This window comes from Amycolatopsis roodepoortensis, assembly GCF_024628825.1.
GTDB classification, from domain to species: Bacteria; Actinomycetota; Actinomycetes; order Mycobacteriales; family Pseudonocardiaceae; genus Amycolatopsis; species Amycolatopsis roodepoortensis.
The window spans coordinates 580,829-605,320 of the sequence record NZ_CP102415.1; the positions used below are offsets into that span (position 1 = coordinate 580,829).

Consider the following 24,492-nt stretch of genomic DNA (forward strand, 5'->3'; position numbering starts at 1 on the left):
GCCTCCCTATCGATTCCAGACCCCGGTGGCCGCGGCCTTCGCGGCGTACTCGGAGAAGTCCCTCGCGGGCCGGCCCAGCACCTTCTCGACGTCATCGGTGAGGGATTCGTTCCGGCCGTCGAGGACACGGGAGAACAGGTCGGTCAGGCCCTCGATCTCTTCCTCCGGCACACCCTGTTCGGCCGCTCCCGCGGCGAACTCCGCCGGGGAGACCGGAACGTACTGGATCTCCCGGCCCGAAGCCTTGCCGATTTCCGCCGCCGCGTCCGCGAAACCCAGCAATCGGGGCCCGGTCAGCTCGTACACCTCGGCGTCGTGCCCGTCGGCGGTCAGCGCGGTCACCACGACGTCGACGATGTCCTCGACGTCGATGAACGGCTCGGTCACCTGCCCGGCCGGCAGCACGATCTCCCCGGCGAGCACCGGTTCCAGCAGGAAGTGCTCGCTGAAGTTCTGCGCGAACCAGCTGGCCCGCACGACCGTCCACTCGGCACCGGAGTCACGCACTCCCTGTTCGCTGACCACGGCCTCCTCCTCGCCGCGGCCGGAAAGCAGGACCAGCCGCCGGACGCCGTGGTCGACGGCGAGCTTCGAGAAGTCGCGGATCGCTTCGGCCGCACCGGGGAAGGCCAGATCGGGGTAGTAGGTCAGGTAAGCCGCGCCGACTCCGGTGACGGCCGCTCGCCAGGTCGAGCGGTCGTTCCAGTCGAACCCGGGCCGCGACGCCTTGCGGACCTCGATGCCCCGCTCGGTCAGGCGCTGCGCCACCCGGCTCCCCGTCTTGCCGGTGGCGCCGAGAACCAGGACCGTCTCGTTGTTCTTCGTCTCTGTCATGCCTCTAGTCAAGCGCCTCCGAATGAGACGGAACATAGTTCAAAGGCTCTGTTCCATGTTTCATCGTCTACACTTGGTCGGTATGGATCCCCTCGCCGGTCTACTCGACGGACCCCGCGCTCGCGGCGCGTTCCTGCTGAAGTCGGTCATGACGCCGCCATGGTCGCTGCGGATCGAGGACGAAGCACCGCTGACGGTGATGGCGCAGGTCCGCGGAGAGTCCTGGGTCGTGCCCGAACACGGGGACGCGGTCCGCCTCGGCACCGGCGACATCGCCATCGCGCGCGGCCCGGACCCGTATCTCGTCGCGGACGACCCGGCCACGCCTCCGCAGGCGATGATCCTGCCGGGGCAGGAATGCCTGACCCCGGACGGACAGCACCTCACGGAGCTCTCCGATCTCGGCGTCCGCACGTGGGGCAGCGATCCGGACGGCCCCGTCGTCCTGCTCACCGGCACCTATCCGCTGGAAGGCGAGATCAGTAAACGGCTCCTCAACGCGCTGCCGTCACTGCTGGTCGTGCGGGACGACGACTGGGACAACCCGCTCGTGCCGCTGCTCGCCGGTGAGATCGTCAAGGACACGCCCGGTCAGGAAGCCGTCCTCGACCGGATTCTCGACCTGCTCCTGGTCGCCGCGCTGCGGACCTGGTTCGACCGGCCCGGCGCCGAAGCGCCCGCCTGGTATCGCGCGCACAGCGACCCGGTGGTCGGGCGGGCGCTGAAACTGTTGCAGCACAGGCCCTCCGAACCGTGGACCGTGGCGAGCCTCGCGGCCGACACCGGAGTGTCCCGCGCTGCGTTCGCCCGCAGGTTCACCGCCGCCGTGGGTGAACCACCGATGGCGTACCTCGCGAGCTGGCGGATCGCGCTCGCCGCGGATCTCCTGCGCCAGCATCCCGACGTCACGATCGGCGCGGTCGCCCGCCAGGTCGGCTACGGCAGCTCGTTCGCGCTCAGCACCGCGTTCAAACGCGAACACGGCGTCAGCCCGCAGGGTTACCGCGCCGGCGTCGCGTAACGCTCGACCAGTTCCGCGCCGATCCGCGCGAGCTCCGCCTGGACCGACGGCGGCCCCAGCACTTCGATCATCGAGCCCCAGCCCGCGAGCTGCTGGGCGATCATCCACGCCACCGGCGCCGACACGGTCACCCGCACGCGGCCGTCGTCGAGCGTCTCCTCCACAGTGGACTGCCGTCCGAAGTGGTCCTGGAGGATCGGCAGATGCCGCTGGGAGATGAGCACGGTCGCGTCCAGCCCCGAACGGCGTTCCTCGACGCGGTCCACCACCTGCTCCCACGCCCGCGACAGCTCGAAGTCGTCCGGGCGACCGGCCGGCAGATCGGTGACCTCGGCGCCGGACATGCGGTCGACCCGGAAGGTGCGCTGGCCTTTCTCGGTGCCCGCGATGAGGTACCAGATGTCGTCCTTGTCCACGAGTCCCCACGGATCCACGATCCGCTCGACCGGTTCCGCGCCCTTTTTCGCGTAGCCGAAGCGGACCTTGCGGCGCCGGACGATCCCGGACTGCAGCACGTCGAGCAGCTCAGGCCGTTCCTTCTCGCGCTCGCCCCAGCGCGACGGGTCGATGACGACCGCGTCCGCGGCGGCCTGCGCGTCGGCGCGGAAGGTGTCGGGCAGGGCCCGGACCAGCTTCCGCAGCGCGGATTTGACCTCGGGCGAGATCGACGCGGCCGGGCCCGCGAGCAGGAACAGCGCCTGCGCCTCCGACGCCGACAGTCCACTGAGGTCGGTCCGCGCACCGCCGACCAGCGACCATCCACCGCCACGGCCGGGCTGCGGGTACACCGGCACGCCCGCGGCGGACAACGCCTCCAGGTCGCGCCGGGCGGTGGCGACCGAGATCTCGAGTTCCCCGGCCAGTTCGGCAGCCGTGACGCGGCCACGAGCCTGCATCAGCAGGAGGGTGGCCACCAGGCGATCGGCACGCATGCGCTCAGTCTCGCAGGCAAACCGCTCACCCCGTGAACACTTTGCGGCCCGGACTTGACCTTCACACCGATGTCAACCCCTACGGTCACCGCACCCCACCCGGAAGGAGAAGCCCATGGCAGGCGCAGTGATCATCGGTGCGGGACCGGGTATCGGCCGCTCGGTCGCGCACCGGTTCGCCCGGGAAGGACTGCCGATCACCGTGATGGCCCGCAGCGCTGCGACGCTGGAGCCGCTGGCCGCCGAGCTCGGGACCGTGCTGGCGCTCACCGCCGACGTCACCGACGAAAAGTCCCTCAGATCCGCCCTCGACACCGCCGCGCGGGAGCACGGCGAACCCGACGTCGTGGTCTACAACGCGGCGATCATCCAGGCCGACGCCCCCGGAGAGCTTTCCGTCGAACGGCATCTCGCGGCGTGGTCGGTCAACGTCGTCGGAGCGATCACCACCGCGGCCCATGTCGCGCCGGGGATGGCCGAGCGCGGTTCGGGCACCATCATCGTCACCGGCGGGATGCCCGAAGCCGTGCCCGCGTACACGAGCCTCTCACTCGGCAAGGCCGGTGTGCGGGCGCTGGTCTCCTTGCTCGACACGCAATTCGGTCCTTCGGGAGTGCACGTCGCGACGGTGACCGTCGCCGGTCCGGTCGCGAAAGGGACCGCGTTCGACCCCGACGACATCGCCGAGCACTACTGGCGGCTGCATACCCAGCCACGGGACGCCTGGCAGCAGGAGATCGTCCACAAAGGATAGAACGGTTACCAGTGAGCCGGGTGGGTGAGCGACTCCGGCAGCTTCGTCGTCGCGTCGCCCTTCGCCGCGTCCAGCTGGGACTGGATGAGGAAGAGCGCGTCGCGGAAGTCCGCGCCGCGGACGTCGGCGTCACGCAGGTCCGCCCCGGTGACGTCGGCCTGCCGGAGATCGGCTCCCCGCAGGTCCGCCCCGATCAGCAAGGCACCGCGCAGCAGCGCTCCGCGCAGGTTCGCCCCCTTGAGCTTCGCGCCGATGAGGTCCGCGCCGCGCCGGTCCTTCTTCTTGCCCGGCACCTCGGCGCGGGCGAGTTCGCTGGCACGCACCAGGAGTCCGTTCACCGCGGCTCGATGCGTGGGGACGTCCAGCTTCCTCAGCACGCCGGGCGTGTCCAGTGTCATCCGCTCGGTCCGGTCGATCATCTCTGCGAGGTCGTCGCGGATCGGCGCGGACGTCGGCAGTGACGCGGCCTCGGTGAGGTAGTAGAGCAGTTCGTGCAGATCTCGCATGACCGGGAAGACGGCGAACATCGACTTCGCCGTCTTCGGCGCCTTCCGCCAGTCCTCACCGTCGAAGGTGACCTGGGAGACCTTCTGGCCCGCGCCGAAGCAGTCATAGACCGTGCAGCCGGTGAAGCCCTTCTTGCGGAGCTTGTCGTGGATGCCGCACCGGGAATCCTCGCGCAGGTTCGGGCACGCCTGCCCGGCCGGTTTGGTGATCGCGAAATCGGCCGACGCCGCGAAGGCCGGGACGACACAGCACAGGCCGAAGCAGTTCTCGCAGTCGGCTCGCAGGCTGGAAAGGGCTGGCACGGTGGTTCGGACTCCAGATGTTCGGCAAGGTGTTCCAGCCACAGGGTACGGAGAGCACTTTCCGTGCAGGGCACCCGCCGCCAATGGCCGCCAGACGAAGGTCGGGTGCTGCCCCGTTCAGTCGATTCGGACATCCCGGCCGCTCAATAGCCTCGATTTTCGTGGGATTCGGCAGGTGCCGTCCCATGCGGTCGTGCCGGACCGCTTTCCGCCGCTGTGGTCCTGACCGGCCGGTCCCCTGCGAACGACAGGACGAACACATGCGAGAGACGAGACAAGCGCGTTGGCTGGCGCGTGCCGGAATGGTGAGCGCGGTCGCGGTGGCGATCAGCGTGACCGCCGCTCCCGCCCAAGCCGCCGAAGGACGGATCCTCGCCGCCGGATCCGCCGAAGCGATCCCGAACAGCTACATCGTCACGCTGAAGGACACCGGCGTCGTGGGCGCGCTGGCGAACCGCTTCGGCGCGAAGGTTGAGCAGGTCTACAGCAGCTCGCTCAAGGGCTTCTCCGCGACGCTGTCGGAGCGGCAGGCCAAGCGGCTCGCCGCCGACCCGTCGGTGGCGTCCGTCGAGCAGAACCAGGTGGTCCGCGCGGACGCGACCCAGACCAACCCGCCGTCCTGGGGTCTCGACCGCGTCGACCAGCGCAACCTGCCGCTGGACAAGAAGTACAGCTACACCAGCACCGGCGCGGGCGTGAACGTCTACGTCATCGATACCGGCGTGCGGATCAGCCACCAGACCTTCGGCGGCCGCGCCCGCAACGGCTACGACTTCGTCGACAACGACGCCGTCGCCCAGGACGGCAACGGCCACGGCACCCACGTCGCCGGCACCATCGCCGGATCGCAGTACGGCATCGCCAAGGGCGCGACCGTCTACGGCGTCCGCGTGCTCAACAACTCCGGCAGCGGCACCACCGCCGGCGTCATCGCGGGCATCGACTGGGTCACCAAGAACCACGTCAAACCGGCCGCGGCCAACATGAGCCTCGGCGGCGGCGCCTCCAGCACGCTCGACGACGCCGTCCGCCGGTCGATCGCCGCGGGCGTCACCTACGGCGTGGCCGCAGGCAATTCCAACTCGAACGCCTCGGGCTTCTCCCCCGCCCGCGTGACCCAGGCGATCACCGTCGGCTCGGCCACCGAGACCGACGCGCGCTCCAGCTTCTCCAACTACGGCAGTGTCGTGGACATCTTCGCGCCGGGCACGAACATCACCTCGGCGTGGAACACCAACGACACCGCGACGAGGACCATCAGCGGCACCTCGATGGCGACCCCGCACGTGGTCGGCGTCGCGGCCCGGTTCCTGCAGAACAACAAGAGCGCCACCCCCGCGCAGGTGGCCACCGCGCTGATCAACGCGGCGACCCCCGGCAAGGTGACCAACCCGGGCTCCGGTTCCCCGAACCGGCTCCTGTACTGGGCGCCGACCGCCTGACAGCTCGGCCCCCGCTCGGCTGAAGTACATGAAGGCCCCCTTCCTTACGCCTAGGTACAGGAAGGGGGCCTTCATGTACTGGGGAAGGTGTGAAGGTCGAGTTTCCTCGGCTCAGCCGAGGGAAGGGGGCCTTCACGCGCAGCCTTTACGACCAAGCTTTTCCTGGAGTTGCGGCGCCCCGGCGCCGGGTGGCGGGTCGCGCGGCCCGGACAACGCCGTGAAGGCCTCCTTCCCTACCCTCAAGTAGGCAAGGAGGCCTTCACGAACAGGCTCACGAGGTGTGTCGCTACAGCACCTTCCGGATACTCGGCACCACGGCGGCGAGCCCGGCCGCGTTCGGGTGCAGCGGGGCGAAGCTGTTGTTCACAACCGACGGAATGAGCCCCTCGATCCATTTGACGCCGATCGGCTGGCAGGCGTCGTGACCGATGCTCGGCGTCCGGATGTCGACGTACTTCGCGCCGTGCGCGGCGGACTGCTCGGCCATCCGCGCGTTGAGCCGGTCGATGTTGGCCTGGATGTAGTCGGCGTCCTGTGGCAGCACCGGGACGAGCGGCCAGCACCCACCCGGCTTGATCCCCGTCGGGTAGCCCACCATCACGATCTCCGCGTGCGGCGCGCGCTGGCGGATCTGCTCGATGACCGTGCCGTAGGTCGCGGCGAAGGCGTCGATCCTGGTGGCGTACTTGTCCACCCCACCCGCGGTGTTGGCCGCCTTGCACGAGGCACCCACCGGCAGCAGGTTCACGCACGACGTCGCGAGCCCGACCAGGCCCACGTCGTTGCCGCCGATCCCGACGGTCACCAGTGTCGTGTCGGCCGAGAGCGCGTCGTACTGCGGCGGGTTGGTACCGGAGACGATGCCCTTCTGCGGGTTGCTGAAGTGCGATGTGGTGGCGGCGCCACAGGTGACGTCGCGCAGTTCGTCGACGTCGAGCTGCTTCGCGAGCAGTCCGGCGTAGTTGATCGCCGACCGGGCGCAGGTGAGCAGATCGGACTGCGGCAGGACCACCGAGCCCGCCGAGAACGAGTCGCCCATCGCGACGTACACCTGCCGTTCCGCCGTAGCGAGGGCGGGTGTCCCGATGCCGACGAGGGTCAGTGCGGTGCCCGCCACCGCGGCGATCCGGGCGAGTCTTCCCCAGCGTGTCACTGCCGCCTCCTGCATGCGTCGTCGAATGCCACGATCAGCGTCCGCCGAGCCGGGGAGAACCACTAGAACGGAGGCGCGCGTTCTTGATCGGGGTTTTGTAGGTTCCCTCTATGACGAAGGCGTCGGCACAGCCCTGGCGCAGGCTGGACGCTTCGGTGCTGACACGGCTGGAGCCGGACACCGACGCGATCGCGTCCGCCGCGATGGACCAGGTCCGCGCCGGGCTGAGGACCCCGCTGGACGGCCGGACGGCCGCGAACCTCCAGGTCACCCTCGACGTCGCCCTGCACGCCTTCTTCAGCGAGATCGGGCATCCCGACATCACCACCGACCGGGAGGTCTACCGGGCGCAGGGGCGGGCCCAGCACACCGCCGGCCGCAGCCTCGAGGAGATGCTGGGCTTCTACCAATCGGCGGCGCTGGGTGTCTGGCGGCAGCTCACTTCGGCGGCGCCGGCGGTGGACCTGCCGACCAAGGCGATCGTCGAACTCGGTGAGGCGCTGTTCGCGTTCATCGCGGAACTCTCCGCGGCGGCCGCCGACGGATACGCCGAAGCTCGCTCGCAGGCGGCACGGGCCGGGCAGGCACGCCGCGACCGCCTCCTCGGCCTTCTTCTCGCCGAACCGGCCGCCGCCCGCGACCAGCTCGACGACGCGGCGAACCAGGCCGCGTGGGTACTGCCCGGCCGGCTCGTCGTCGCCGTCACCAGCGCCGATGTCGCGCCACAGCTGCTCGACCGGATGCCGGGGCGGGTCCTGATCGGCCGTCACCACGACCTGACCGCGGTGGTCATGCCCGCCGACCGGCTCGAGTGGTACCTCGTCCGCTTGCGGGACCTGCTCGGGGACGACCAGGCCGGGGTCGGACCGGTCGTGCCGCTTCGCTCGGCCGCGCTCAGCGCCCGCCGGGCGAGCGCGTTGTGGCGGCTGACCCGCACCGGCGCGCTCGGCGACAGTCCGCTGGTCCACACCGTCGACCACCGTATCGATCTGCTGCTGACCGCCGATCCCGAACTCGCCACCGAGTTCGCGAAGGACGTCCTCGCGCCGTTGGCCGGTCTGCCGGAACCGGCGAGGCAACGGCTCACCACGACCCTCGCGGCGTGGCTCGCGCGGCCGGACCAGCCGCAGGCGATCGGTGTCGAACTGCACGTCCACGTCCAGACCGTCCGCTACCGGATCCGGCAGCTGCGGACACTCTTCGGCGGCACGATCGACGATCCCGCCGGTCGATTCGCGCTGGCGATCGCGCTGAGAATCGACCCGCTGGTATCGAGGGAACCTACAAAACGGTCAGAGCGGGGCGTCCATCCGCTGCGTCCCGACGACGGACAGCAGGCGTAACGCGTTCTCCGACGGCGTTCCGGGGTCGGCGGTGTAGATCACGACCTGCTGGTCGCGGTCGGTGATGTCGAGGACGTCGCAGTTCACGCTGATCGGGCCGACCACCGGATGCCGGAAGGTCTTGCACGGGGCGGGCGAGGCGCACACGTCGTGCGCGGCCCACAGCCGGGCGAATTCCTCGCTGCCGTCGAGGAGTTCCCGGATCAGCCCGGCGACCTCGGGATCGTCGGGATATCGGCCCGCGGCGGCCCGGAGATTACGGACCGCGCTCGCGGAGAACTCGTCCACATCGGACACCCCGTACAGCCGCTTCCCGAGGAAGGCGCGGCGTACCAGGTTGCGGTCCCGTGGTGGCAGGGCGGAGAAGTCCTCCATCAACGCGGCGGCGAGGTCGTTCCAGGCGAGTACGTCGTAGGTCGCCGAGAGCACGATCGCCGCCGCCTGCGGAAGCCGGTGCAGCAGCGCGAGAATGCTCGGCCGGACCTCCCTTGACGGGCCGGGTGGCGGTCCCGGCGGCGCGCCGGCGAGGTGGTGCAGGTGATCGCGTTCCACATCGGACAACCGGAGGGCCCTGGTCAGCCCGGCGAGCACCTCGCGAGAGGGCCGCGGGCCACGGGCCTGCTCCAGCCGGGTGTAGTACTCGGTCGAGATGAACGCCAGCTGCGCCACTTCCTCACGCCGCAGCCCGGGGGTGCGGCGCCGGTGCCCGGCCGGGAGGCCGACGTCCGCGGGAGTGATCCGCTCGCGCCTGGTGCGCAGGAAGTCCGCGAGTTGTCGTCTGTCCACCACTCCAGTGTGGACGATGCCGGGACGTCAGCCAGGTACCGCCGGTGCCTGGATACGCGCCGGCGGCGAAGGAACTCTCGGTGCCATGACCACTACAACGACTGTTCCGGGCCTGCTCGACGGCAAGGTCGCCTTCATCACCGGTGCCGGCCGCGGTATCGGCGCCGCCGCCGCGCGGCTGTTCGCCAGGGAAGGCGCCCGCGTCGTCCTCGCCGCCCGCACCGAGTCCCAGCTGAAGGCCGTGGCCGAAGAGATCCGCGAGGACGGCGGCGTCGCGGACCACGTGGTGTGCGACCTCGGTGACGCGTCGAGCGTCCGCGCGGCCGTCGCCCACGCCGTGGACCTGCACGGCAGGCTCGACGTCGCGTTCAACAACGGCGCGACGAACGTGCCGCCCGGCCCGATGGACCAGGTGACCGAGGCCGATTTCGACCACATCTACGCGGTGAACCTCAAGGGCCCGTGGCTGGCGATGGTCGCCGAGATCGAGGCGATCCGGGCCACGGCGAAGACCGGGGCCATCGTCAACAACACCAGCGTCGGCAGCCTGATGTCCAATCCGGAACTCCCCGCGTACGGGGCGATGAAACGCGGCGTCAACAGCCTCACCGCCTCGGCGGCCACCACCTACGGCCCGGAAGGGATCCGCATCAACGCCGTCGCGCCCGGCACGACGCTGACCGAGATGTTCAACGAGTGGGTCGAGAGCTCGCCGGGCATCCTCGAGCAGCTCAACGCGCGTACCCCGCTGGGCCGGGTGGCCGAACCCCAGGAAGTCGCGGAGGCGGCCGCGTGGCTGCTGAGTGACCGCGCCTCCTACGTGACCGGCACGGTCCTGCGGGTGGACGGCGGCATGCTGGCCTGACCGGTGGTGGGGTGGGTGAGGCGCGGGAACCGGTGTCCACCTGGCGGCGTCTGAACGCGCACGACCCACCCCGACCAGGGGGTTGCCCGAGGAGAAGCCGATGCCGTTCCTGGATCCCGAACCGCTCTACGCCAAGCTCACCTCGGGCGACGCGGCGGGTATCGCCGAGGTCGACGCCACCATCGCCGACACCAAGGCGTCGTTGCAGACCGTCGCCGACGGGATCTCCGACGGCGCGCTGTGGGCGGCACGGTCCTGGCGTGGCACGGCGGCCGCCGAGTTCATCGGCAAGGCGAAAGCGTCCTCGCGAGCCGTCGCCGAGGTGTACGGCGAACTCCAGACCGCGGAGGCGGCCGTCAAGGGCGCCGCGAAGGCGTACTCCGCGCTGCGGACGTCGGCCGACGCCGCCATCAAGCCCTGGCGCGAACTTGGCCTGAGCGACCTGCTCGAAGCGCCGGAAATCGCGATGAAGACCATCCGGGCGCTGACCGTGGCCCAGCAGACCTACGAAAGCAGGCTCACCGCGCTGGCGGCCACGACCGACGGCGGCGGCGAGGGCTGGGACAGCGAGGGCAACGCCGACATCAGCGGTGTCGACCCAGGCGAGCCGTGGACCTCCCAGGGCTTGGCCTACGACGGCGAGAACCTGCTGGTGGGCTCGTACCACGACGGCGACGGGGACGGCTCCGGTGACAGCCCGATCGGGCCAGGCCTGACCCCGAGCAGGCTCACCTACGTCGACTACGAGACCGGCGTCGAGACCGGGAACGTCTACCTGAACGGCAACGGCGACGTCGGCGCACCCACCCACACCGGTGGCGTCGCGACGGACGGCGAACACGTCTGGGTTTCGTCCAACGGATACGTGTACGTCTACGACAAGGCCGAACTCGACGCCGCGCAGGACAGCGGCAGACCGGTCGACGCCGTCGACGTGGTCCCGACGCCTGCCCACAGCTACGTCACCTACGCCCAGGGCAAGCTCTTCGTGGGCGACTACGGGAACAACCGGCTCTACGAAGTCCCGCTCGGCCCGGACGGCTCACCGCAGCCGGACAAGGCCGGAGGTCCGATCGAGACGCCGAACAACGTCCAGGGTGTCGTGGTCCGCGACGACGAGTTCATCTTCTCCTCGTCCGATGGGCACAGCGGCAAGTTCTACCGGCAGGACCGGACGCCGGAGTGGTACGACTTCAACGATCGCGAGGAGATCGAGCTGCGGGGCGGCGAGCCGGGCAACGAAGACGGCTACGACTCGCACGGTGTCGAGGAGGCCGTCGAGATCGACGGCGAGATCGTGCTGGCGCACGAATCCGGCGCCTACGGCTACCAGAAGAACCCGGGTTCGAAGTGGGACGAGCCCGAGCTGACCAGGATCTCCCTGGAGGAGCTCGGCCTCGACCCGGACGGCGCGCTCTCCTCCGGCGACGCCGGATACGAAACCGATCCCGATTCGCTGGTCGGCGCCGCGGGCGTCCTGGACGGGGCGACGTCGACGTTGAGCACCGCGGCGGGCGCGATGTCGCGGCTGCAGCTGGTGTCGCACCTTCTCGGCGAGGTTCCGGCCGCCGCCACCTTCAGCGACACGCTGACCAAGCGCGTCAACGCCGCCGGGGATCGGCTCACGGCGGGCGTGGACACGGTCGGCGGCATCGCCGACAGCCTGGTCACGGGTGCGGACACGTACCGCCGCATCGAGGACGGCATCCGCGAAGGGCTGGAGAAGCTCGGCAACGTCCTCCCCTGACCCGGATTCTCAGCGCGGGTCCCTGCGCATGCACCACACGCGGGGGCCGTTGCCGGGGAGCGGGACCTCGGCTGTGACCTCGAAGCCGAGACGTTGGTAGAACCGCAGGTTCGCTTCGCCGCACGTCTCCAGGAACGCCGGATGACCAGTGCGCTCGGCCTCCTGGATACCGGGCATCAGCACCGCGCTCCCGAGGCCTTGTCCTTGGACGTCGGGAGCGGTGCCCACGGTGTCCAGGAACCATCCCGGCGCCTTGGATCGGTGCGGGGCGATGGCCGCCTCGGCGGCCTCGGCCGCGGCCGCCCGGTCACCGCTGAGTTCGCTGAGCATCGGCCCCAGTTCGGCGAACGCCGGTGAGCAGTCCTGGCCGGGAACGCTCCACACAGCCACGGCGCGGCCTCCGTCGGCGACCCAGACGCGGCCGTACACCATGCCGATCCGGGTCAGGCACAACTCCTGAGCACGCCGGATCCGGTCCTCGTGACCGTCCGCGGCGATCACGTGCCTGGTGAAGGGGTAGTCGGCGAAGGCGCGCGCGAGGGTGTCGACAGCGGTGGGGACATCGGCGTCGGTGATGGGGCGTACGGAAGCGGTGTTCTGGAGCGGCGTGGTCACCAGGCGATCTTGACCACGAGGCCGCCCACTTGGCAACGCATTTGACAGGCCGCAAGAGCGCCGAGAATCTTGTCCGTTTTGCCCGTTAGCGCGATACGCGTAACTGGTTTCGCGCCGCTAATGCGCGAAACCGACGCGGAGTGGATGCACAGTGATAATGCCCCTTATGACTGAGTGCCCACGAGAGAGCGCGAAATATGCCATCCTGAGACCGCGGAAACCCGGAGCGAAGACACCAGACAGCCCGGATTAGGCGCTCAGCGGCGACCTGAGAGTGTTTTGCCTGGTCAGGCCACTGGAAGAATGACGACCTTGCCTCGAATGTCACCCGCCTCGCTTCTGCGGTGCAGGGAAGCGAGCTCGGTGAGCCGGTGCCGTTCGGTGACGTCGACGGCGATCGTGCCGCTGTCGACCAAGGCCACCAGTTCGGCGAGATGGGTGGAGTCGTTACGGGCGACGACCCGCTCGGCGATCGGCGCCTCGAACTCGTTGGTGACCGAGACGATGCGGCCCCCGGGCCGGACCAGCGCGGCCAGCGACGCGCTCCGCCGCTCGTCGAGACCGACGAGGTTCAGGACGACATCGACCTGACCGTCGAGCGCTTCTTCAAGCGGCGTGGTGGTGTAGTCGACGATCAGGTCCGCGCCGTACCGCAGGACCGCTTGCCTGCTGCGCGGACCGGCGGTGGCGACCACGTGTGCGCCGGCGCGTTTCGCGAGCTGGACGACGAAGCCGCCGATACCGCCGCCCGCGCCGTTGACCAGGAGCCGCTCACCCGGGACGAGGCGTGCGCGCTCGATCGCCTGCCACGCCGTCAACCCGGCGAGCGGCAGGGCGGCCGCGTCGGCGAGAGGAATGGTGGTGGGCGCGGTGACCAGTGCCGCGGCGTCGGCTACCGCGAACTCCGCGGCCGCGCCGTCGATCCAGCCGATGACCTGATCCCCGACCGCGGGCGTGCGCACTCCCTCACCGAGTTCGACGATCGTGCCGGCGACATCCCAGCCCAGGGTGAGCGGCAGGGTGACGGGCACCAGGTCGCGGAGTGCGCCGGAGCGCAGGGCCACCTCGGTGGGGTTGAAGGAGGTGGCGGCGACCTCGATCAGCACCTCGCCCGCCGCGGGGACGGGCCGTGCGATCTCCTCGATGCGGATGACGGCCGGGTCTCCGTGCTGATGAATCCGTGCGGCTTTCATGTTCTCGACCGTAGGGACGCCTGACGAGACGAACCATGTGCCAAACCCGCCTATTTCCTTCGCGATCGTCTCCGGGTGGGTAGGCTCGCCGCCGTGGACGTGCTGAGTGACGTGCTGTCGGTGGTGCGCGCCGGCCGTCCGAGGTCGGCTCTCGTGACGTGGCAAGGTTCCTGGGCGCAGGAGTTCTCGCCGGTGCCCGGCGCCGTCGGTTTTCGTGTGGTGGTGCGGGGCGATTGCGTTCTCGTCCCGGCCGGAGCCGAGCCGGTGCGGCTGGTCGCGGGTGACGTCGTTCTCCTGCCGCACGGACGCGGGCACGTGCTGGCCGACAGCCCGGCCACACCTCCGACCGCGCGGCCTTGCGATCCATCCGCCGAGGACCGACCGCTCGCGCTCGTTGACACGCCGGAATCCTCGACCGTCACCCTGTGCGGCGCTTACGAACTCGCACCCGAGGGCCGGCACCCCTTGCTGCAGGACCTGCCCGAGGTCATCCACCTCGATACCCGAGCCGACGGCCTGTCCGAGCTGAGAACCGTGGTGGACCTGCTCGGCGCCGAAGCGGCGCGACCCCGGCTCGGCACGGACGCCGCCATTCCCGCGCTCCTGGACATGCTGCTGCTCTACGCCCTGCGGGCCTGGTTCGACGACGCCCGGACCGGCTCCGGCACCGGTTGGGCGACGGCGTTGCGGGACCCGGGCGTCGCGGCCGCGCTGCACGCCATCCACCGGAAACCGGCGCATCCCTGGACGGTCGCGTCGCTCGCCGCACTCGCGGGCCTGTCGCGGGCCCCGTTCGCCAGAAGGTTCACCGAACTGGTCGGCCGGCCACCGATGCGCTACCTGACCTGGTGGCGGATGACCACGGCGGCCCGGCTGCTGCGCGAGTCCGACGCGCCGCTCAGCTCCATCGCCGATGCCGTCGGCTATCAGTCGGAATTCGCGCTCGCCGTGGCGTTCAAACGCCAGTACGAGACTCCGCCCGGCAAATACCGGCGGTCTTTTCCTCTCAGCCCAGAGACGCGCTCGCGGCGCGCAGTTCGTCGAGGGCCTTGAGCAGATAGGCGGCGAAGTCGTCCTCGGGAGCGCGGTCGCCTTCGGACCATTCGGCGTAGCCCCGTTTGAAGGCGAGGACGCCGAGCTCGCTGGCGAGGGCGGCGGTCGGATCGGGTACGCCGCGGGCGACCAGGGCGGCGGTCATGGCCGCGGCGAGGCTGACGCTCTTGAGGGCGTCCCGTTCCTGGAGTTCGGCGCTCGCGGCGACGGCGGCCTTCAATCGCGGGGCGATCTCGCGGCTCATCGGGCCCATCGCGGTCGACGCGCGTACGAGACCAGCTGCGACCGCTTCGAGCGGGCTGGCTTCGGCGGGCGCCTCGGCGATCCCTTCGGTCAGCAGCCGGCTCAGCGTTTCCTGCCCGGCGACCAGCAGTTCGCGTTTGTCGGGGAAGTGCCGGAAGAAGGTGCTCTTCGTGACCCCGGCCCGCTCGGCGATCTGCACGACCGTCGTGGCGTCGTAACCCTGCTCGGTGAACAGGTCGACGGCGGCCACGACGAGGCGTTCACGCGCGTCCGGCTCCCAGCGACCCATGGCGCCAGTCTAGGTGATGGGACTCTTGTCCCGTCAGCCTGGTACGGTGACGGGACAAGAGTCCCATCACATTACGGGAGAATCATGCACGTCTTCGTCACCGGCGGCACCGGCCTGATCGGCTCCGCCGTGGTCACCGAGCTTCTCGGCAACGGCCACACCGTCCTAGCCCTCGCCCGCTCCGAGGCCTCGGCTCAGGCCGCGTCGGCAGCCGGCGCCGAGCCGATCCGGGGCGGCCTGGCCGATCTGGACGTCCTACGGACCGCCGCTGCCCAGGTCGATGGAGTGATCCACTTGGCCTTCGCCAACGACTTCAGCAGCCCCGAAGCCCTCGCGAACGCCGTCGCCGAGGAAAGCGCCGCCCTGGCCGCCATCGGTGAGGCGCTCGTCGGCACGGGCCGACCTTTCGTGACGTGTTCGGGCACGCCCGCCACGCCTGGCCGCGCCTCCACCGAGAGCGACCCGATTCCGGCCGACGGCCCGGTGGGCGGGCGCGGCCGCGCGGTCACCGGTGTCCTGGAGCTGGCTTCACGCGGAGTGCGGAGCTCGGCCGTCCGCCTGCCGCGGACCGTCCACCATGACGGCACGGGCGGGTTCGCCGGTGTGCTGACCGGGATCGCGCGGCAGAGCGGGGTGTCCGGTTACCCGGGCGACGGCACCCAGCGCTGGCCTGCCGTGCACGCCCTCGACGCCGCGGTCCTGTTCAGGCTCGCGCTGGAGAAGGCCGAAGCCGGCACCGCCTGGCACGCCGTGGCCGACGAGGGCGACCAGGTGCGCGACATCGCCGCGGTCATCGGCGGGCGTCTGGGGCTGCCTGTCGAGTCGGTTCCGGTGGAGACCTACGGCCCCCTCGGCGTCATCTTCGCGGCCGATCAGCCGTCGTCCAGCGCCCAGACCCGCCAAGCGCTGGGCTGGACTCCTCGGCATCCAGGCCTGCTGAAGGACCTGGAGAACATCGAGCCCTAGACGGCTTCCAGGACGAAGAACAGAAAGCTCAAGAAGGCGGTCTTGCCCGCGAGGTCCTCGGGGAAGCGCTCGTGCGCGCCCGGCGCCGGAGGGGGCTCACTGACGACCGCGGTCCGGAAGCCCGCCGCGGTGAACGCGTCGGTCATCGCGTGCAGCGGCCGATGCCAGTAGGTCAGCACGGCTTTCCGGCCGTCGAAGACGTACTCGTCGGACCACTTGGCGGTCTGGAAATAGTCGGCGCCGGGATGGACCAGTTTGAAGATCAGCGGGTGGTTGACGGCCATGATCAGCCTGCCGCCGGGTTTCAGGACGCGCCGGATCTCGGCCAGCGGCGCGGTCCAGTCTTCGAGGTAGTGCAGGACGAGTGACGCGATGACGTCGTCGAACGCGCCGTCGGGAAAGGGCAGCGGGGCGCCGATGTCGGCGACCTGGAGGGCCGCGTCGTCCCCGAGTCGCCGCCGGGCCAGCTCCAGCATCTTGGCGCTGGAGTCGAACCCGGTCATGATCGCGCCCCGCTCGCGCAGCGCCTCGAACAGGGGGCCGGCGCCGCAGCCGGCGTCGAGGATCCGCCTGCCGTCCACGTCTCCCGCGAGGTCCAGGATCGCGGGCCGCGTGTAGTAGGCGTTGAGCAGGCTGTTCTCGGTCTCGGCCGCGTATGCCTCAGCGAAGGCGTCGTAATCGTTTTCCATCACGAGTCCGATCCGGAATTCTTGCGGTGACTGGCGTTGAATCGAGCCTTCTTCTGGCGGTTTCCACACGTGTTCATGTCGCACCATCTGCGGGTGCGGCTTTGGCTGGCGTCGAAGAAGGCGGCCCGGCAGGTCGGTGACGCGCACAAAGCGAATCGTCCGTCTCGTTCACCCGCGATGAGGCCGATCGCGTCGGCGGCGATCACGCTGAGGGCGTCTTCCACACGGGAAACCCGCCATCGCCGCTCCCCCGTGGGCGTCAGGACGGCCACCGGCCGTCCCTGGGCGCTGTGCTCGTTGATGATCCGGACGGCGGGCTCCGGGAGTGTTTCGTGGAGCGCGGTCGCTGTCGCGGCGGCGTGGATCGCTTCCCTCAGTTCCCGGGCGAGGTCCAGCTCGGCGGTGGTGCAGGCCTCCACGTCGAGGCCGGTCACGGCCAGCCAGTCGACGAGTCTTCGCGGCGTGGGGATGCGCTCCACGGCGTCGCCATGACGTTCCGTCAGCGTCGCCGTGAAGCTGGTCGCCAGCACGCTACCGAGGCGGAAGTCGGGAAACCCAGCAGGCATGGAACCACCTTAGCCGGTACCGTTGGAACCGTCTTAGCCGGTTCTGCGATGGCAGGAGGTCTCATGACCAACGAGGTGCGAGCATTCGAAACCCGCGCGACGGAGGCCGAACTCGAGGAGTTGCGTGCGCGATTGGCCGCGGCGCGGCTACCGGAGGCCGAGACGGTCCCTCGCTGGGGACAGGGCGTTCCGCTCGCCGATCTCGTCGAGGTCGTGGAGTACTGGCGCACGGGATACGACTGGCGGTCGTTCGAAGAGCGCCTCGACCGGATCGGCCAGTTCCGCACCACCATCGACGGTCTGGGGATCCACTTCCTGCACCGGCGGTCCGCGCGCGCGGACGCCACTCCCCTGATCGTGACGCACGGCTGGCCGGGCAGTGTCGCCGAGTTCGTCGACGTGATCGAAGAGCTCGCGGATCCGAAGGACGCGGACGCTCCGGCGTTCCACGTCGTGGCGCCGTCGTTGCCGGGATTCGGGTACAGCGACAGGCCCGCCACCACTGGGTGGGGCACCGAGAAGATCGCGGCCGCGTGGGTGGAGCTGATGGGAAGGCTCGGCTACGAAAGGTTCTTGGCACACGGCGGCGACTGGGGAGGCAATGTCACCACGGTTCTCGGCGGCAGGTTCCCGGCGCGCGTACTCGGTATCCACACGACGTTCGCGCAGGGCCCGCCGGGGTTGTCCCTGGACGGGCTGACCGCGGTCGAGCGTGAATGGGCCGAGCAGACCCGTGATTTCTGGGGCCGTCGCGCGGCGTATGCGAAGCAGCAGGCGACGCGGCCGCAGACCATCGGTTACTCCCTCGTCGATTCACCGGTCGGCCTGCTCGCCTGGATCCTCGACAAGTTCGCCGAGTGGTCGGACACCGACGACAGTCCGTTCGAGACGATCTCCCGGGACCGCGTCCTCGACGACGTGACCCTCTACTGGCTGACGCGGACCGGCGCGTCGGCGGCCCGCATCTACTACGAAAGCCACGATTCGCTGGATCCCGGGCTCCGGGTCGACGTCCCGTCGGCGATCACCATGTATCCGCGCGACATCGAGAAATGCCCGCGCCCTTGGGCGCAGGAGCGGTACCGGCGGATCGTCCGGTGGAATTCCCCCGAATCCGGCGGCCATTTCCCGTCGCTGGAGGTTCCCGGATATTTCGTCAACGACCTGCGGGAAGGCCTCGCGGCGGTACTGGCCGCAGAGGGTCGTTGAGGGAACTCAGGGGACGAAGCGCTCGCCGTCGAAGACCATCTCGAGCGGCGGACGTCGCGTAGCCGGCTGCCAGCCGGCGCGGAAGGCGTCGTGAATGGCGCGGCGGATTTGCGTCCGCGTCGGCAGGAAGTCGTGGTGATACGGGTCGAGCACGAGGATCTGCCCGTCGGTGCCGTCTTCCTTGACGCGGATCGCGCGCGTCGTGGTTTCCCAGTCGGCGTCGAGGTGCCAGAGGAACGACTGGCCGTTCCGCAGCGAGACTCGACGGGTGTCCTTCTCGGGCCAGGTCATCCCAGCGTGCTGTCGAGAAGGGCGAGCAGTCGTTCCCAGTGGCGCCGAGATCCGGCTTCGTCGAAGGCGTCGGTATCGGACATGGTGAAGCCGTGGACGGTGCCGGGGTAGATCTCGCAGCTGTAGCCGACGCCGGCCGCGTCGAACGCCTGGCTGATCTCGGTGATCGCTTCGGGTGTCATGTCGTTCTCGGCGAGGCCGAGGTGGACTTTCGCGGTGAGGCCGGGGATCTGCCGGTGCGGGCTGTCTGGTTCGCCGGTGACCAGGGCCCCAGGGTGGAAACCGGCGACGGCGGCGACGCGATCGGGGTGGGCGGTCGCGGTGCGCATCGCGAGGACGGCGCCCAGGCAGTAGCCGATCGTGGCGACCGGACCGCCGCTGACCTCGGGCCGGGAGGTGAGGAAGTCGAGGTACGCGGAGGCGTCGCTCAGGGCGCGTTCGGTGGTGTGCTCCTCAATGAGCGGCATGATCTGCTCGAAGAGCGCTGGACGGTTCTCGGTGGTGATGTGCTCGGGCAGATCGAACACGGGTGCCGGGCGGTGCCGGTGGAAGACGTTCGGGACGAGTACGTAGTAACCGTGTCCGGCCAGTTCGCGGGCCATGTCCCACAGGGCGGGGCGTGGCCCGAACGCGTCCGGGTACATGAGGACACCCGGACGCGTCCCGCCGCCGTCGGGAAAGGCGGCGAAGGCGTCGGACGCGCCGTCCGGGGTGGGAATGCTCAGCGTGGTGGCGGGAATGGCGATGCTCCTCGTCTCGTCGGTGTGATTCCGAACGTAGACGATCAAGCTCAGCTCAGTCGCAGCCGATCGGCCAGTCCGGCCGCGGTGAACGCGGCGACCAGGTCGTCGCGGCCTTCAGTGAAGTGCTCCCAGCTGTCGATGTGCACGGGGACGACCGTGTGGGCGCCGAGGATCCGCGTCGCCTCCGCGGCCAGCGCGCTGTCGAGGACGAGCAGGGCGCCGTCGAAGACCGGCTTCAGCCGCGGAGCGCCGGCGAAGAGCACGGCGGTGTCGACCGGGCCGAACCGGTCGGCGACCTGACGGACGGCGTCGAGCGAGGCGTTGTCGCCGCTGACGTAGACCGTCGGCAGGCCCTGGCCGGTGAGTACGAAGCCGACGACGTCGCCGGTGACCTTCTCGGAGCCTTCCGGGCCGTGGAGCGCGGGCGCGCCGGTCACGGTCACCGTTCCCCCGCCGGGCCGGTCGAGCTCGATCGCTTCCCAGGTCGCCAGTCCTTTCGCGGTGCCGCCGAGCCTGCCGGCTCCGCTGGGTGTGGTGAGCGTCAGTGGCACGTCCGCCAGCAGCTTCCGGCCGGAGTGGTCGAGGTTGTCGGGATGCTCGTCGTGGGAGAGCAGGACGGCGTCGATGCGCCCGAGGTCCGCGGGGCTGATCGAGGCGGGCGCGGTCTTGGTGAGGCCGGGTCTCCCGTCGGGCCGCCCGTAGTGGCCGGGTTCGTCGAAGGTCGGGTCGGTCAGGAATCGCAGGCCGCCATAGTCGATCACCGCGGTCGGCCCGCCGGAGACCTGGACCGAGAGCTGCTCGCCGAGCTGATGCATCGCTTCTCCTCACGGATAATGAATTCACCTTCCGTGAGAACATTAGCCAGTTCTCACGGAAGAGTGCAACTATTTCCGTGAGGATCTACCATGGGCACGTGGACGACACCGCTGCCCTTCCCCCTGCTCCGGGTGCCGAGCAGTACGTCGCGCTGGCGCTCGCGAACACCACGATCGCGCTGCCCGGCGGCCAGTTCACCGATTTGCTCGGCACACCGGCTGCCGCGACGAAGTGGCTCGCCGACCAGGGGCTGGCTCCGGTCGACGCCGGTCTGCAGGAGATGTGCGCGGGCCTGGTCCGGTCGTTGCGTGAGCAGGTGCGGGTACTGCTCGCGTCGAGGTCGTGCTCGGATCCGGCTCCGCAAAGCGCCCTCAACGCCGTCAACGAAGCGCTGAGCAAGGCGCCCACCGCGGAGCTTCTGCGCTGGGACCCGGCCCGCGGGCTGTACCGCACCGCGTCACATCCGATCACCCAGATCGTCGAGCACGCGTTGGCGACGCTCGCCGCCAACGCCGCGGATCTGCTGACCGGGCCGGACGCGGAGCGGATCGCCGCCTGCGGGTCGCCGCCGTGCACGCGGTTCTTCCTGCGCAACGGGCGGCGCCAGTGGTGTTCGGTGCGTTGCGGCGACCGGGCTCGTGCCGCCCGCGCCTATGCCAGGCGCTCGCAGCCGGCGGGTCAGCGGTAGGACGCGAACTGGTCCAGCAAGGGCTTCGGGGAGTCTTCGGCGAAACAGAGGGCGAGACTTTCGGCGGATTCGGCCGCCGAGGCCTCACTGCGTGGGAACAGGTCCGCCTCATACGTGCTGAGTGCTGCTTCGACGTCGCCGGGATTCGCGGCGAGCGCGAGGCCGAGTTCGGCGCCGTCGAGCATCGCGAGGTTGGCGCCCTCTCCGGCGAACGGTGACATCAGGTGGGCGGCGTCCCCGAGCAGGGTGACGCCGGGGACCCGGTCCCAGCGGTGACCGATCGGCAGCGCGTGGATCGGCCTCGGGGTGAGCTCGCCGTCGGCGTCGGTGATCAGCTTCCGTAGTCCCGCGTCCCAGCCGTCGAAGTGGTCCAGGACGGCCGTTTTGGCGGCGGCGGTGTCGGTGAAGTCGAGGGTGGAGATCCAGTTTTCGGCGGTCTTCAGCGCGACGTAGACGTGGAGGCTGCCGGTGGTGTCGTGATGCGCCAGGAACCCTTTGCCCGCACCGAGTGCGAAGAACATGCCGCCGCCGACGAGTGCCGCGCTCGCCGGGTGGCGGTGCTCGGCGTCGTTCAGGTGCACTTCGACGAAGGAGACGCCCTCGTAGGCCGGTTCGGCGGCGGACACCAGTGGCCGGACCTTGGACCACGCGCCGTCGGCGCCGATCAGCAGGTCCGTGGTGAACGCCGTCCCGTCGGCCAGCCCGACTTCGTGCCTGCCGCCGCCGAGCGCGTGGGCGCCGGTGACCTTGGCGCCCCAGCGCACGGTGCCTTCGGGCAGGGAGCCGAGCAGCAGGTCACGCAGATCGCCTCGGGCCACTTCCGGGCGTCCGCCGTCACCTTCGTCGGACTCCTCGTAATGCACGACCGCGTTCCGGTCGAGGATGCGGACGGCCTCGCCGCCGGGATGCACGATCGCCCGGAATTCGTCGTGGAGTCCGGCCGCCCGCAGCGCCGCCTGACCGGATTCCACGTGGATGTCGAGCATTCCGCCCTGCGTGCGCGCGGACGGCGAGGCGTCCAGGTCGAATACCGCGGCCTCGACGCCGTTCACGTGCAGGACCCGGGCCAGGGTGAGTCCGCCGAGTCCGGCGCCGATGATCGCGATGGGGTGGTGTGTGGTCATGCGGGGTTCCTTTCGGCGGGGAGGCCGGTGTGGGTGATTCCGGTGATCAGCACCCGCAGCCCCCAAGACATCCGCTGCGCGGGAGCTCCGGTGAGCAGGTCGGCCGCGTGGGCGGCGATCTGGGGGTGGGTCGTCTCGTCCGCGTCCCGGACGGCGCGGGCCAGTGCGTCCCATTCCTCCGGTGACTTCTCGTCGGCATGCTCGGCCGCGGTCGCCGTCGCGTGCTGCAGGAGGATGTCGATCCCCCAGGCGCGCCGTTCGGGCGCCACGTCACCCTCGGCGAGGAGGGCGAGCAGGTTTTCGCACAGCGCGAGGTAGTTCTCGCCGCTCGGGCGGGCCACCAGCGCGGACAGGGCCAGGCCGGGGTATTCGAGCAGGGTCGCGGTGTAGGCCGTGAGCAGCCGTTCGAGCCGGTCGCGCCAGTCGCCGTCGGACGGCGGCGGGGTGATCGTGCCGAGGAGGTCGTCCAGGATCGCCGCGTGCAGCTCGGCGGTGTTGCGGACGTAGACGTAGAGCGAGGCCGCGCCGGTGTCGAGTTCCTGCGCCAGACGGCGCATGGTGACCTTGCGGAGGCCTTCCTCGCGCAGGATCGCGACCGCGGTGGCGACGATGCCGTCGCGGGTCAACGCGGGTTTGGCCGGTCGTTCCCGGCGGCTCTTCTCGGGTGCCATACGACCATCGTACCGAACATGTTCGTTACGAACACGTTCGGAATGGTGGAAACGACAATGGCAGGAAGATCGACTCTCCCTGCCACTTCCAACGTATAGCGCACCCGGGGGCTTGCGGCAAGACCCCGGTGATGCCGCAGAATCCTCCGCCTTACCGGTTCTAGCTCGACAAACGGGGGAACTCTTGATCGACGTGATCATCGCCGGCGGCGGACCGACCGGCATGATGCTCGGCGCCGAACTGCGGTTGCACGGGGTCCGTGTGGTCGTCTTGGAGAAGGATCGGGAGCCGACCAAGGTCGTCCGGTCCATGGGCCTGCACGCACGCAGCATCGAGGTGATGGACCAGCGTGGCCTGCTGGAGCGTTTCCTCGAGAACGGGACGAAGTACCCGCTCGGCGGCTCGTTCGCGGGCATCGTCAAATCACCGCCGACGATCGACAGCGCGCACGCCTACATCCTCGGTATCCCGCAGACCGTCACCGACCGGCTGCTGGCCGAGCACGCCGCCGAGGTGGGCGTCGAGATCCGGCGTGGCCACGAACTGGTCGGCCTGACCCAGGACGAAGACGGGGTGGACGTCGAACTGGTCGACGGCACGAGGTTGCGCTCGCGGTATCTCGTCGGCTGCGACGGCGGCCGCAGCACGGTGCGCAAGCTCCTGGGGATCGGCTTCCCCGGGGAGCCCGCCACCGCCGAGACCCTGCTGGGCGAAATGGAAGTGACCGAGGACTGGGAAACGGTGCTCGCGGTGATGACCGAGGTCCGCAAGACCCAGTTGCGGTTCGGTCTCTCCCCCATCGGCGACGGGGTGTACCGGGTCGGCGTTCCCGCCGAGGGCCTGGCCGCAGACCCGCGGATCCCGCCGACCTTCGACGAGGTCAAACGACAACTCAAAGCCGTCGCGGGCAGTGATTTCGGCGTGCACTCACCGCGCTGGCTCTCCCGCTTCGGCGACGCCACCCGCCTGGCCGAGCACTACCGGGCCGGACGCGCGTTCCTGGCGGGCGACGCGGCGCACATCCATCCGCCGGTCGGCGGGCAGGGGCTCAACCTCGGGGTCCAGGACGCCTTCAACCTCGGCTGGAAACTGGCGGCCGCGGTCAACGGCTGGGCACCGGAGGACCTGCTGGACACCTACCACACCGAACGGCATCCGGTGGCCGCCGCGGTGCTGGACAACACCCGCGCGCAGATGCAGCTGATGTCGCTCGATCCGGGCTCCCAGGCGGTCAGGCGGCTGCTGGCGGAACTGATGGAGTTCGAGAACGTGAGCCGGTATCTGACCGAGAAGATCACCGCGACCGCGATCCGCTACGACTTCGGCGAAGGACACGAACTCCTCGGCCGCCGGATGCCGGACCTGGAACTCGGGCAAGGACATCTCTACGGGCTGACCCGCGGCGGCCGCGGTCTTCTGCTCGACCGAACCGGCGCGCTGTCGGTCCGAGGCTGGTCGGATCGGGTCGACCACGTCGTCGACGACAGCGAGGAACCGGATGTGCCGGCCGTGCTGCTGCGGCCGGATGGTCACGTGGCGTGGGTGGGCGAAGACCAGCAAGAGCTCGTCGGAGCCGTGCGCCGGTGGTTCGGAGAGGGCGAAGTCCTCTAGCGCGCCGGGGACGGCGGTTATTGGCTGAGGACGTTCCG

At 69.9% G+C, this 24,492-nt stretch carries 26 protein-coding genes; 11 read left to right on the forward strand and 15 right to left on the reverse strand.

The annotated features are described in order from the left end of the window. Positions 1-6 precede the first annotated feature (6 nt). A complete protein-coding gene (locus tag NQK81_RS02830; RefSeq protein WP_257486914.1) occupies positions 7-834 on the reverse strand; it encodes a Rossmann-fold NAD(P)-binding domain-containing protein in 828 nt (275 codons plus the stop codon). An 82-nt stretch (positions 835-916) separates the two neighbouring features. Here NQK81_RS02830 and NQK81_RS02835 point away from each other — a divergent pair, with 82 nt between their 5' ends. Next, positions 917-1,855, forward strand: coding sequence for an AraC family transcriptional regulator (locus NQK81_RS02835; RefSeq protein WP_257486915.1), 939 nt, complete (start codon positions 917-919; stop codon positions 1,853-1,855). Here the strand turns inward: NQK81_RS02835 and NQK81_RS02840 are convergent. Continuing rightward, positions 1,834-2,787: a helix-turn-helix transcriptional regulator gene (locus NQK81_RS02840; protein ID WP_257486916.1), complete on the reverse strand. Its 954-nt coding sequence runs from the start codon at positions 2,785-2,787 to the stop codon at positions 1,834-1,836. The two genes, NQK81_RS02835 and NQK81_RS02840, sit on opposite strands and share 22 nt — an antisense overlap. A 115-nt stretch (positions 2,788-2,902) precedes the next feature. Between NQK81_RS02840 and NQK81_RS02845 the strand changes: the two genes are divergently transcribed. Further along, positions 2,903-3,541, forward strand: coding sequence for an SDR family NAD(P)-dependent oxidoreductase (locus NQK81_RS02845; RefSeq protein WP_257486917.1), 639 nt, complete (start codon positions 2,903-2,905; stop codon positions 3,539-3,541). A 5-nt stretch (positions 3,542-3,546) separates the two neighbouring features. Here the strand turns inward: NQK81_RS02845 and NQK81_RS02850 are convergent, their stop codons facing one another. Then, positions 3,547-4,350, reverse strand: a complete 804-nt coding sequence (locus NQK81_RS02850; protein WP_257486918.1) for a pentapeptide repeat-containing protein — start codon at positions 4,348-4,350, stop codon at positions 3,547-3,549. A gap of 260 nt (positions 4,351-4,610) precedes the next feature. On the opposite strand from NQK81_RS02850, the gene NQK81_RS02855 reads away from it, so the two are divergent. Then, positions 4,611-5,792 carry a S8 family peptidase gene (locus NQK81_RS02855; RefSeq protein WP_306856026.1) on the forward strand — a complete coding sequence of 394 codons (1,182 nt, stop codon included), beginning with the start codon at positions 4,611-4,613 and terminating at the stop codon, positions 5,790-5,792. A gap of 286 nt (positions 5,793-6,078) precedes the next feature. Here the strand turns inward: NQK81_RS02855 and NQK81_RS02860 are convergent, their stop codons facing one another. Next, positions 6,079-6,945, reverse strand: coding sequence for an SGNH/GDSL hydrolase family protein (locus tag NQK81_RS02860; protein ID WP_257486919.1), 867 nt, complete (start codon positions 6,943-6,945; stop codon positions 6,079-6,081). Positions 6,946-7,055: 110 nt separating this feature from the next. On the opposite strand from NQK81_RS02860, the gene NQK81_RS02865 reads away from it, so the two are divergent. After that, entirely contained in the window at positions 7,056-8,288 is a 1,233-nt protein-coding gene (locus tag NQK81_RS02865) for a PucR family transcriptional regulator (RefSeq protein ID WP_257486920.1), read from the forward strand. Here the strand turns inward: NQK81_RS02865 and NQK81_RS02870 are convergent. After that, the gene (locus NQK81_RS02870) at positions 8,238-9,074 is read right to left on the reverse strand and encodes a helix-turn-helix transcriptional regulator (protein ID WP_257486921.1); all 837 of its coding nucleotides are present in this window, start codon (positions 9,072-9,074) and stop codon (positions 8,238-8,240) included. The genes NQK81_RS02865 and NQK81_RS02870 overlap by 51 nt on opposite strands. An 85-nt stretch (positions 9,075-9,159) precedes the next feature. Between NQK81_RS02870 and NQK81_RS02875 the strand changes: the two genes are divergently transcribed. Continuing rightward, on the forward strand, positions 9,160-9,939 hold the full coding sequence (locus NQK81_RS02875) for an SDR family NAD(P)-dependent oxidoreductase (protein WP_257486922.1): 780 nt from the start codon (positions 9,160-9,162) through the stop codon (positions 9,937-9,939). A gap of 100 nt (positions 9,940-10,039) precedes the next feature. Next, positions 10,040-11,686 (forward strand): WXG100 family type VII secretion target, encoded by a 1,647-nt coding sequence (locus tag NQK81_RS02880; protein ID WP_257486923.1) that lies wholly within the window; start codon positions 10,040-10,042, stop codon positions 11,684-11,686. A gap of 9 nt (positions 11,687-11,695) precedes the next feature. Here NQK81_RS02880 and NQK81_RS02885 read toward each other — a convergent pair whose 3' ends face one another. After that, complete coding sequence (locus NQK81_RS02885) at positions 11,696-12,301, reverse strand: GNAT family N-acetyltransferase (protein ID WP_257486924.1); 606 nt, start codon at positions 12,299-12,301, stop codon at positions 11,696-11,698. Positions 12,302-12,588: 287 nt separating this feature from the next. Further along, positions 12,589-13,494, reverse strand: coding sequence for an NADP-dependent oxidoreductase (locus NQK81_RS02890; protein WP_257486925.1), 906 nt, complete (start codon positions 13,492-13,494; stop codon positions 12,589-12,591). 93 nt (positions 13,495-13,587) lie between these two features. Between NQK81_RS02890 and NQK81_RS02895 the strand changes: the two genes are divergently transcribed. Then, complete coding sequence (locus NQK81_RS02895; protein WP_257486926.1) at positions 13,588-14,547, forward strand: AraC family transcriptional regulator; 960 nt, start codon at positions 13,588-13,590, stop codon at positions 14,545-14,547. On the opposite strand, the gene NQK81_RS02900 is transcribed toward NQK81_RS02895, so the two are convergent. Further along, the gene (locus NQK81_RS02900) at positions 14,501-15,079 is read right to left on the reverse strand and encodes a TetR/AcrR family transcriptional regulator (protein WP_126732966.1); all 579 of its coding nucleotides are present in this window, start codon (positions 15,077-15,079) and stop codon (positions 14,501-14,503) included. The two genes, NQK81_RS02895 and NQK81_RS02900, sit on opposite strands and share 47 nt — an antisense overlap. Before the next feature lie 84 nt (positions 15,080-15,163). Here NQK81_RS02900 and NQK81_RS02905 point away from each other — a divergent pair, with 84 nt between their 5' ends. Then, positions 15,164-16,045 carry an SDR family oxidoreductase gene (locus NQK81_RS02905; protein WP_257486927.1) on the forward strand — a complete coding sequence of 294 codons (882 nt, stop codon included), beginning with the start codon at positions 15,164-15,166 and terminating at the stop codon, positions 16,043-16,045. On the opposite strand, the gene NQK81_RS02910 is transcribed toward NQK81_RS02905, so the two are convergent. Together NQK81_RS02910 and NQK81_RS02915 are read right to left on the reverse strand one after the other, a co-directional pair. Next, positions 16,042-16,734, reverse strand: a complete 693-nt coding sequence (locus tag NQK81_RS02910) for a class I SAM-dependent methyltransferase (RefSeq protein WP_257486928.1) — start codon at positions 16,732-16,734, stop codon at positions 16,042-16,044. The two genes, NQK81_RS02905 and NQK81_RS02910, sit on opposite strands and share 4 nt — an antisense overlap. Continuing rightward, on the reverse strand, positions 16,734-17,300 hold the full coding sequence (locus NQK81_RS02915; protein ID WP_257486929.1) for a CGNR zinc finger domain-containing protein: 567 nt from the start codon (positions 17,298-17,300) through the stop codon (positions 16,734-16,736). Before NQK81_RS02915 ends, NQK81_RS02910 begins: the two co-directional genes overlap by 1 nt. Positions 17,301-17,363: 63 nt before the next feature. Here NQK81_RS02915 and NQK81_RS02920 point away from each other — a divergent pair, with 63 nt between their 5' ends. Next, complete coding sequence (locus tag NQK81_RS02920; protein WP_257486930.1) at positions 17,364-18,509, forward strand: epoxide hydrolase family protein; 1,146 nt, start codon at positions 17,364-17,366, stop codon at positions 18,507-18,509. Positions 18,510-18,515: 6 nt separating this feature from the next. Here NQK81_RS02920 and NQK81_RS02925 read toward each other — a convergent pair whose 3' ends face one another. From NQK81_RS02925 to NQK81_RS02935, 3 genes are read right to left on the reverse strand one after another with little or no spacing between them, the layout of a single operon-like run. Further along, on the reverse strand, positions 18,516-18,800 hold the full coding sequence (locus NQK81_RS02925) for a hypothetical protein (protein ID WP_257486931.1): 285 nt from the start codon (positions 18,798-18,800) through the stop codon (positions 18,516-18,518). Continuing rightward, a complete protein-coding gene (locus NQK81_RS02930; protein ID WP_306856027.1) occupies positions 18,797-19,588 on the reverse strand; it encodes a dienelactone hydrolase family protein in 792 nt (263 codons plus the stop codon). The genes NQK81_RS02925 and NQK81_RS02930 overlap by 4 nt, the downstream gene beginning before the upstream one ends. 2 nt (positions 19,589-19,590) lie before the next feature. Further along, positions 19,591-20,358: an MBL fold metallo-hydrolase gene (locus tag NQK81_RS02935; protein ID WP_257486932.1), complete on the reverse strand. Its 768-nt coding sequence runs from the start codon at positions 20,356-20,358 to the stop codon at positions 19,591-19,593. Between the two features lie 98 nt (positions 20,359-20,456). On the opposite strand from NQK81_RS02935, the gene NQK81_RS02940 reads away from it, so the two are divergent. Next, positions 20,457-21,047 carry a CGNR zinc finger domain-containing protein gene (locus NQK81_RS02940; protein ID WP_257486933.1) on the forward strand — a complete coding sequence of 197 codons (591 nt, stop codon included), beginning with the start codon at positions 20,457-20,459 and terminating at the stop codon, positions 21,045-21,047. On the opposite strand, the gene NQK81_RS02945 is transcribed toward NQK81_RS02940, so the two are convergent. Both NQK81_RS02945 and NQK81_RS02950 read right to left on the reverse strand, forming a co-directional pair. After that, positions 21,038-22,171 carry an FAD-dependent oxidoreductase gene (locus tag NQK81_RS02945; protein WP_257486934.1) on the reverse strand — a complete coding sequence of 378 codons (1,134 nt, stop codon included), beginning with the start codon at positions 22,169-22,171 and terminating at the stop codon, positions 21,038-21,040. The two genes, NQK81_RS02940 and NQK81_RS02945, sit on opposite strands and share 10 nt — an antisense overlap. Further along, on the reverse strand, positions 22,168-22,842 hold the full coding sequence (locus NQK81_RS02950; RefSeq protein ID WP_257486935.1) for a TetR/AcrR family transcriptional regulator: 675 nt from the start codon (positions 22,840-22,842) through the stop codon (positions 22,168-22,170). The genes NQK81_RS02945 and NQK81_RS02950 overlap by 4 nt, the downstream gene beginning before the upstream one ends. A gap of 184 nt (positions 22,843-23,026) precedes the next feature. Between NQK81_RS02950 and rox the strand changes: the two genes are divergently transcribed. Further along, positions 23,027-24,454 carry a rifampin monooxygenase gene (gene rox, locus NQK81_RS02955; RefSeq protein ID WP_257486936.1) on the forward strand — a complete coding sequence of 476 codons (1,428 nt, stop codon included), beginning with the start codon at positions 23,027-23,029 and terminating at the stop codon, positions 24,452-24,454. Positions 24,455-24,492: the final 38 nt, after the last annotated feature.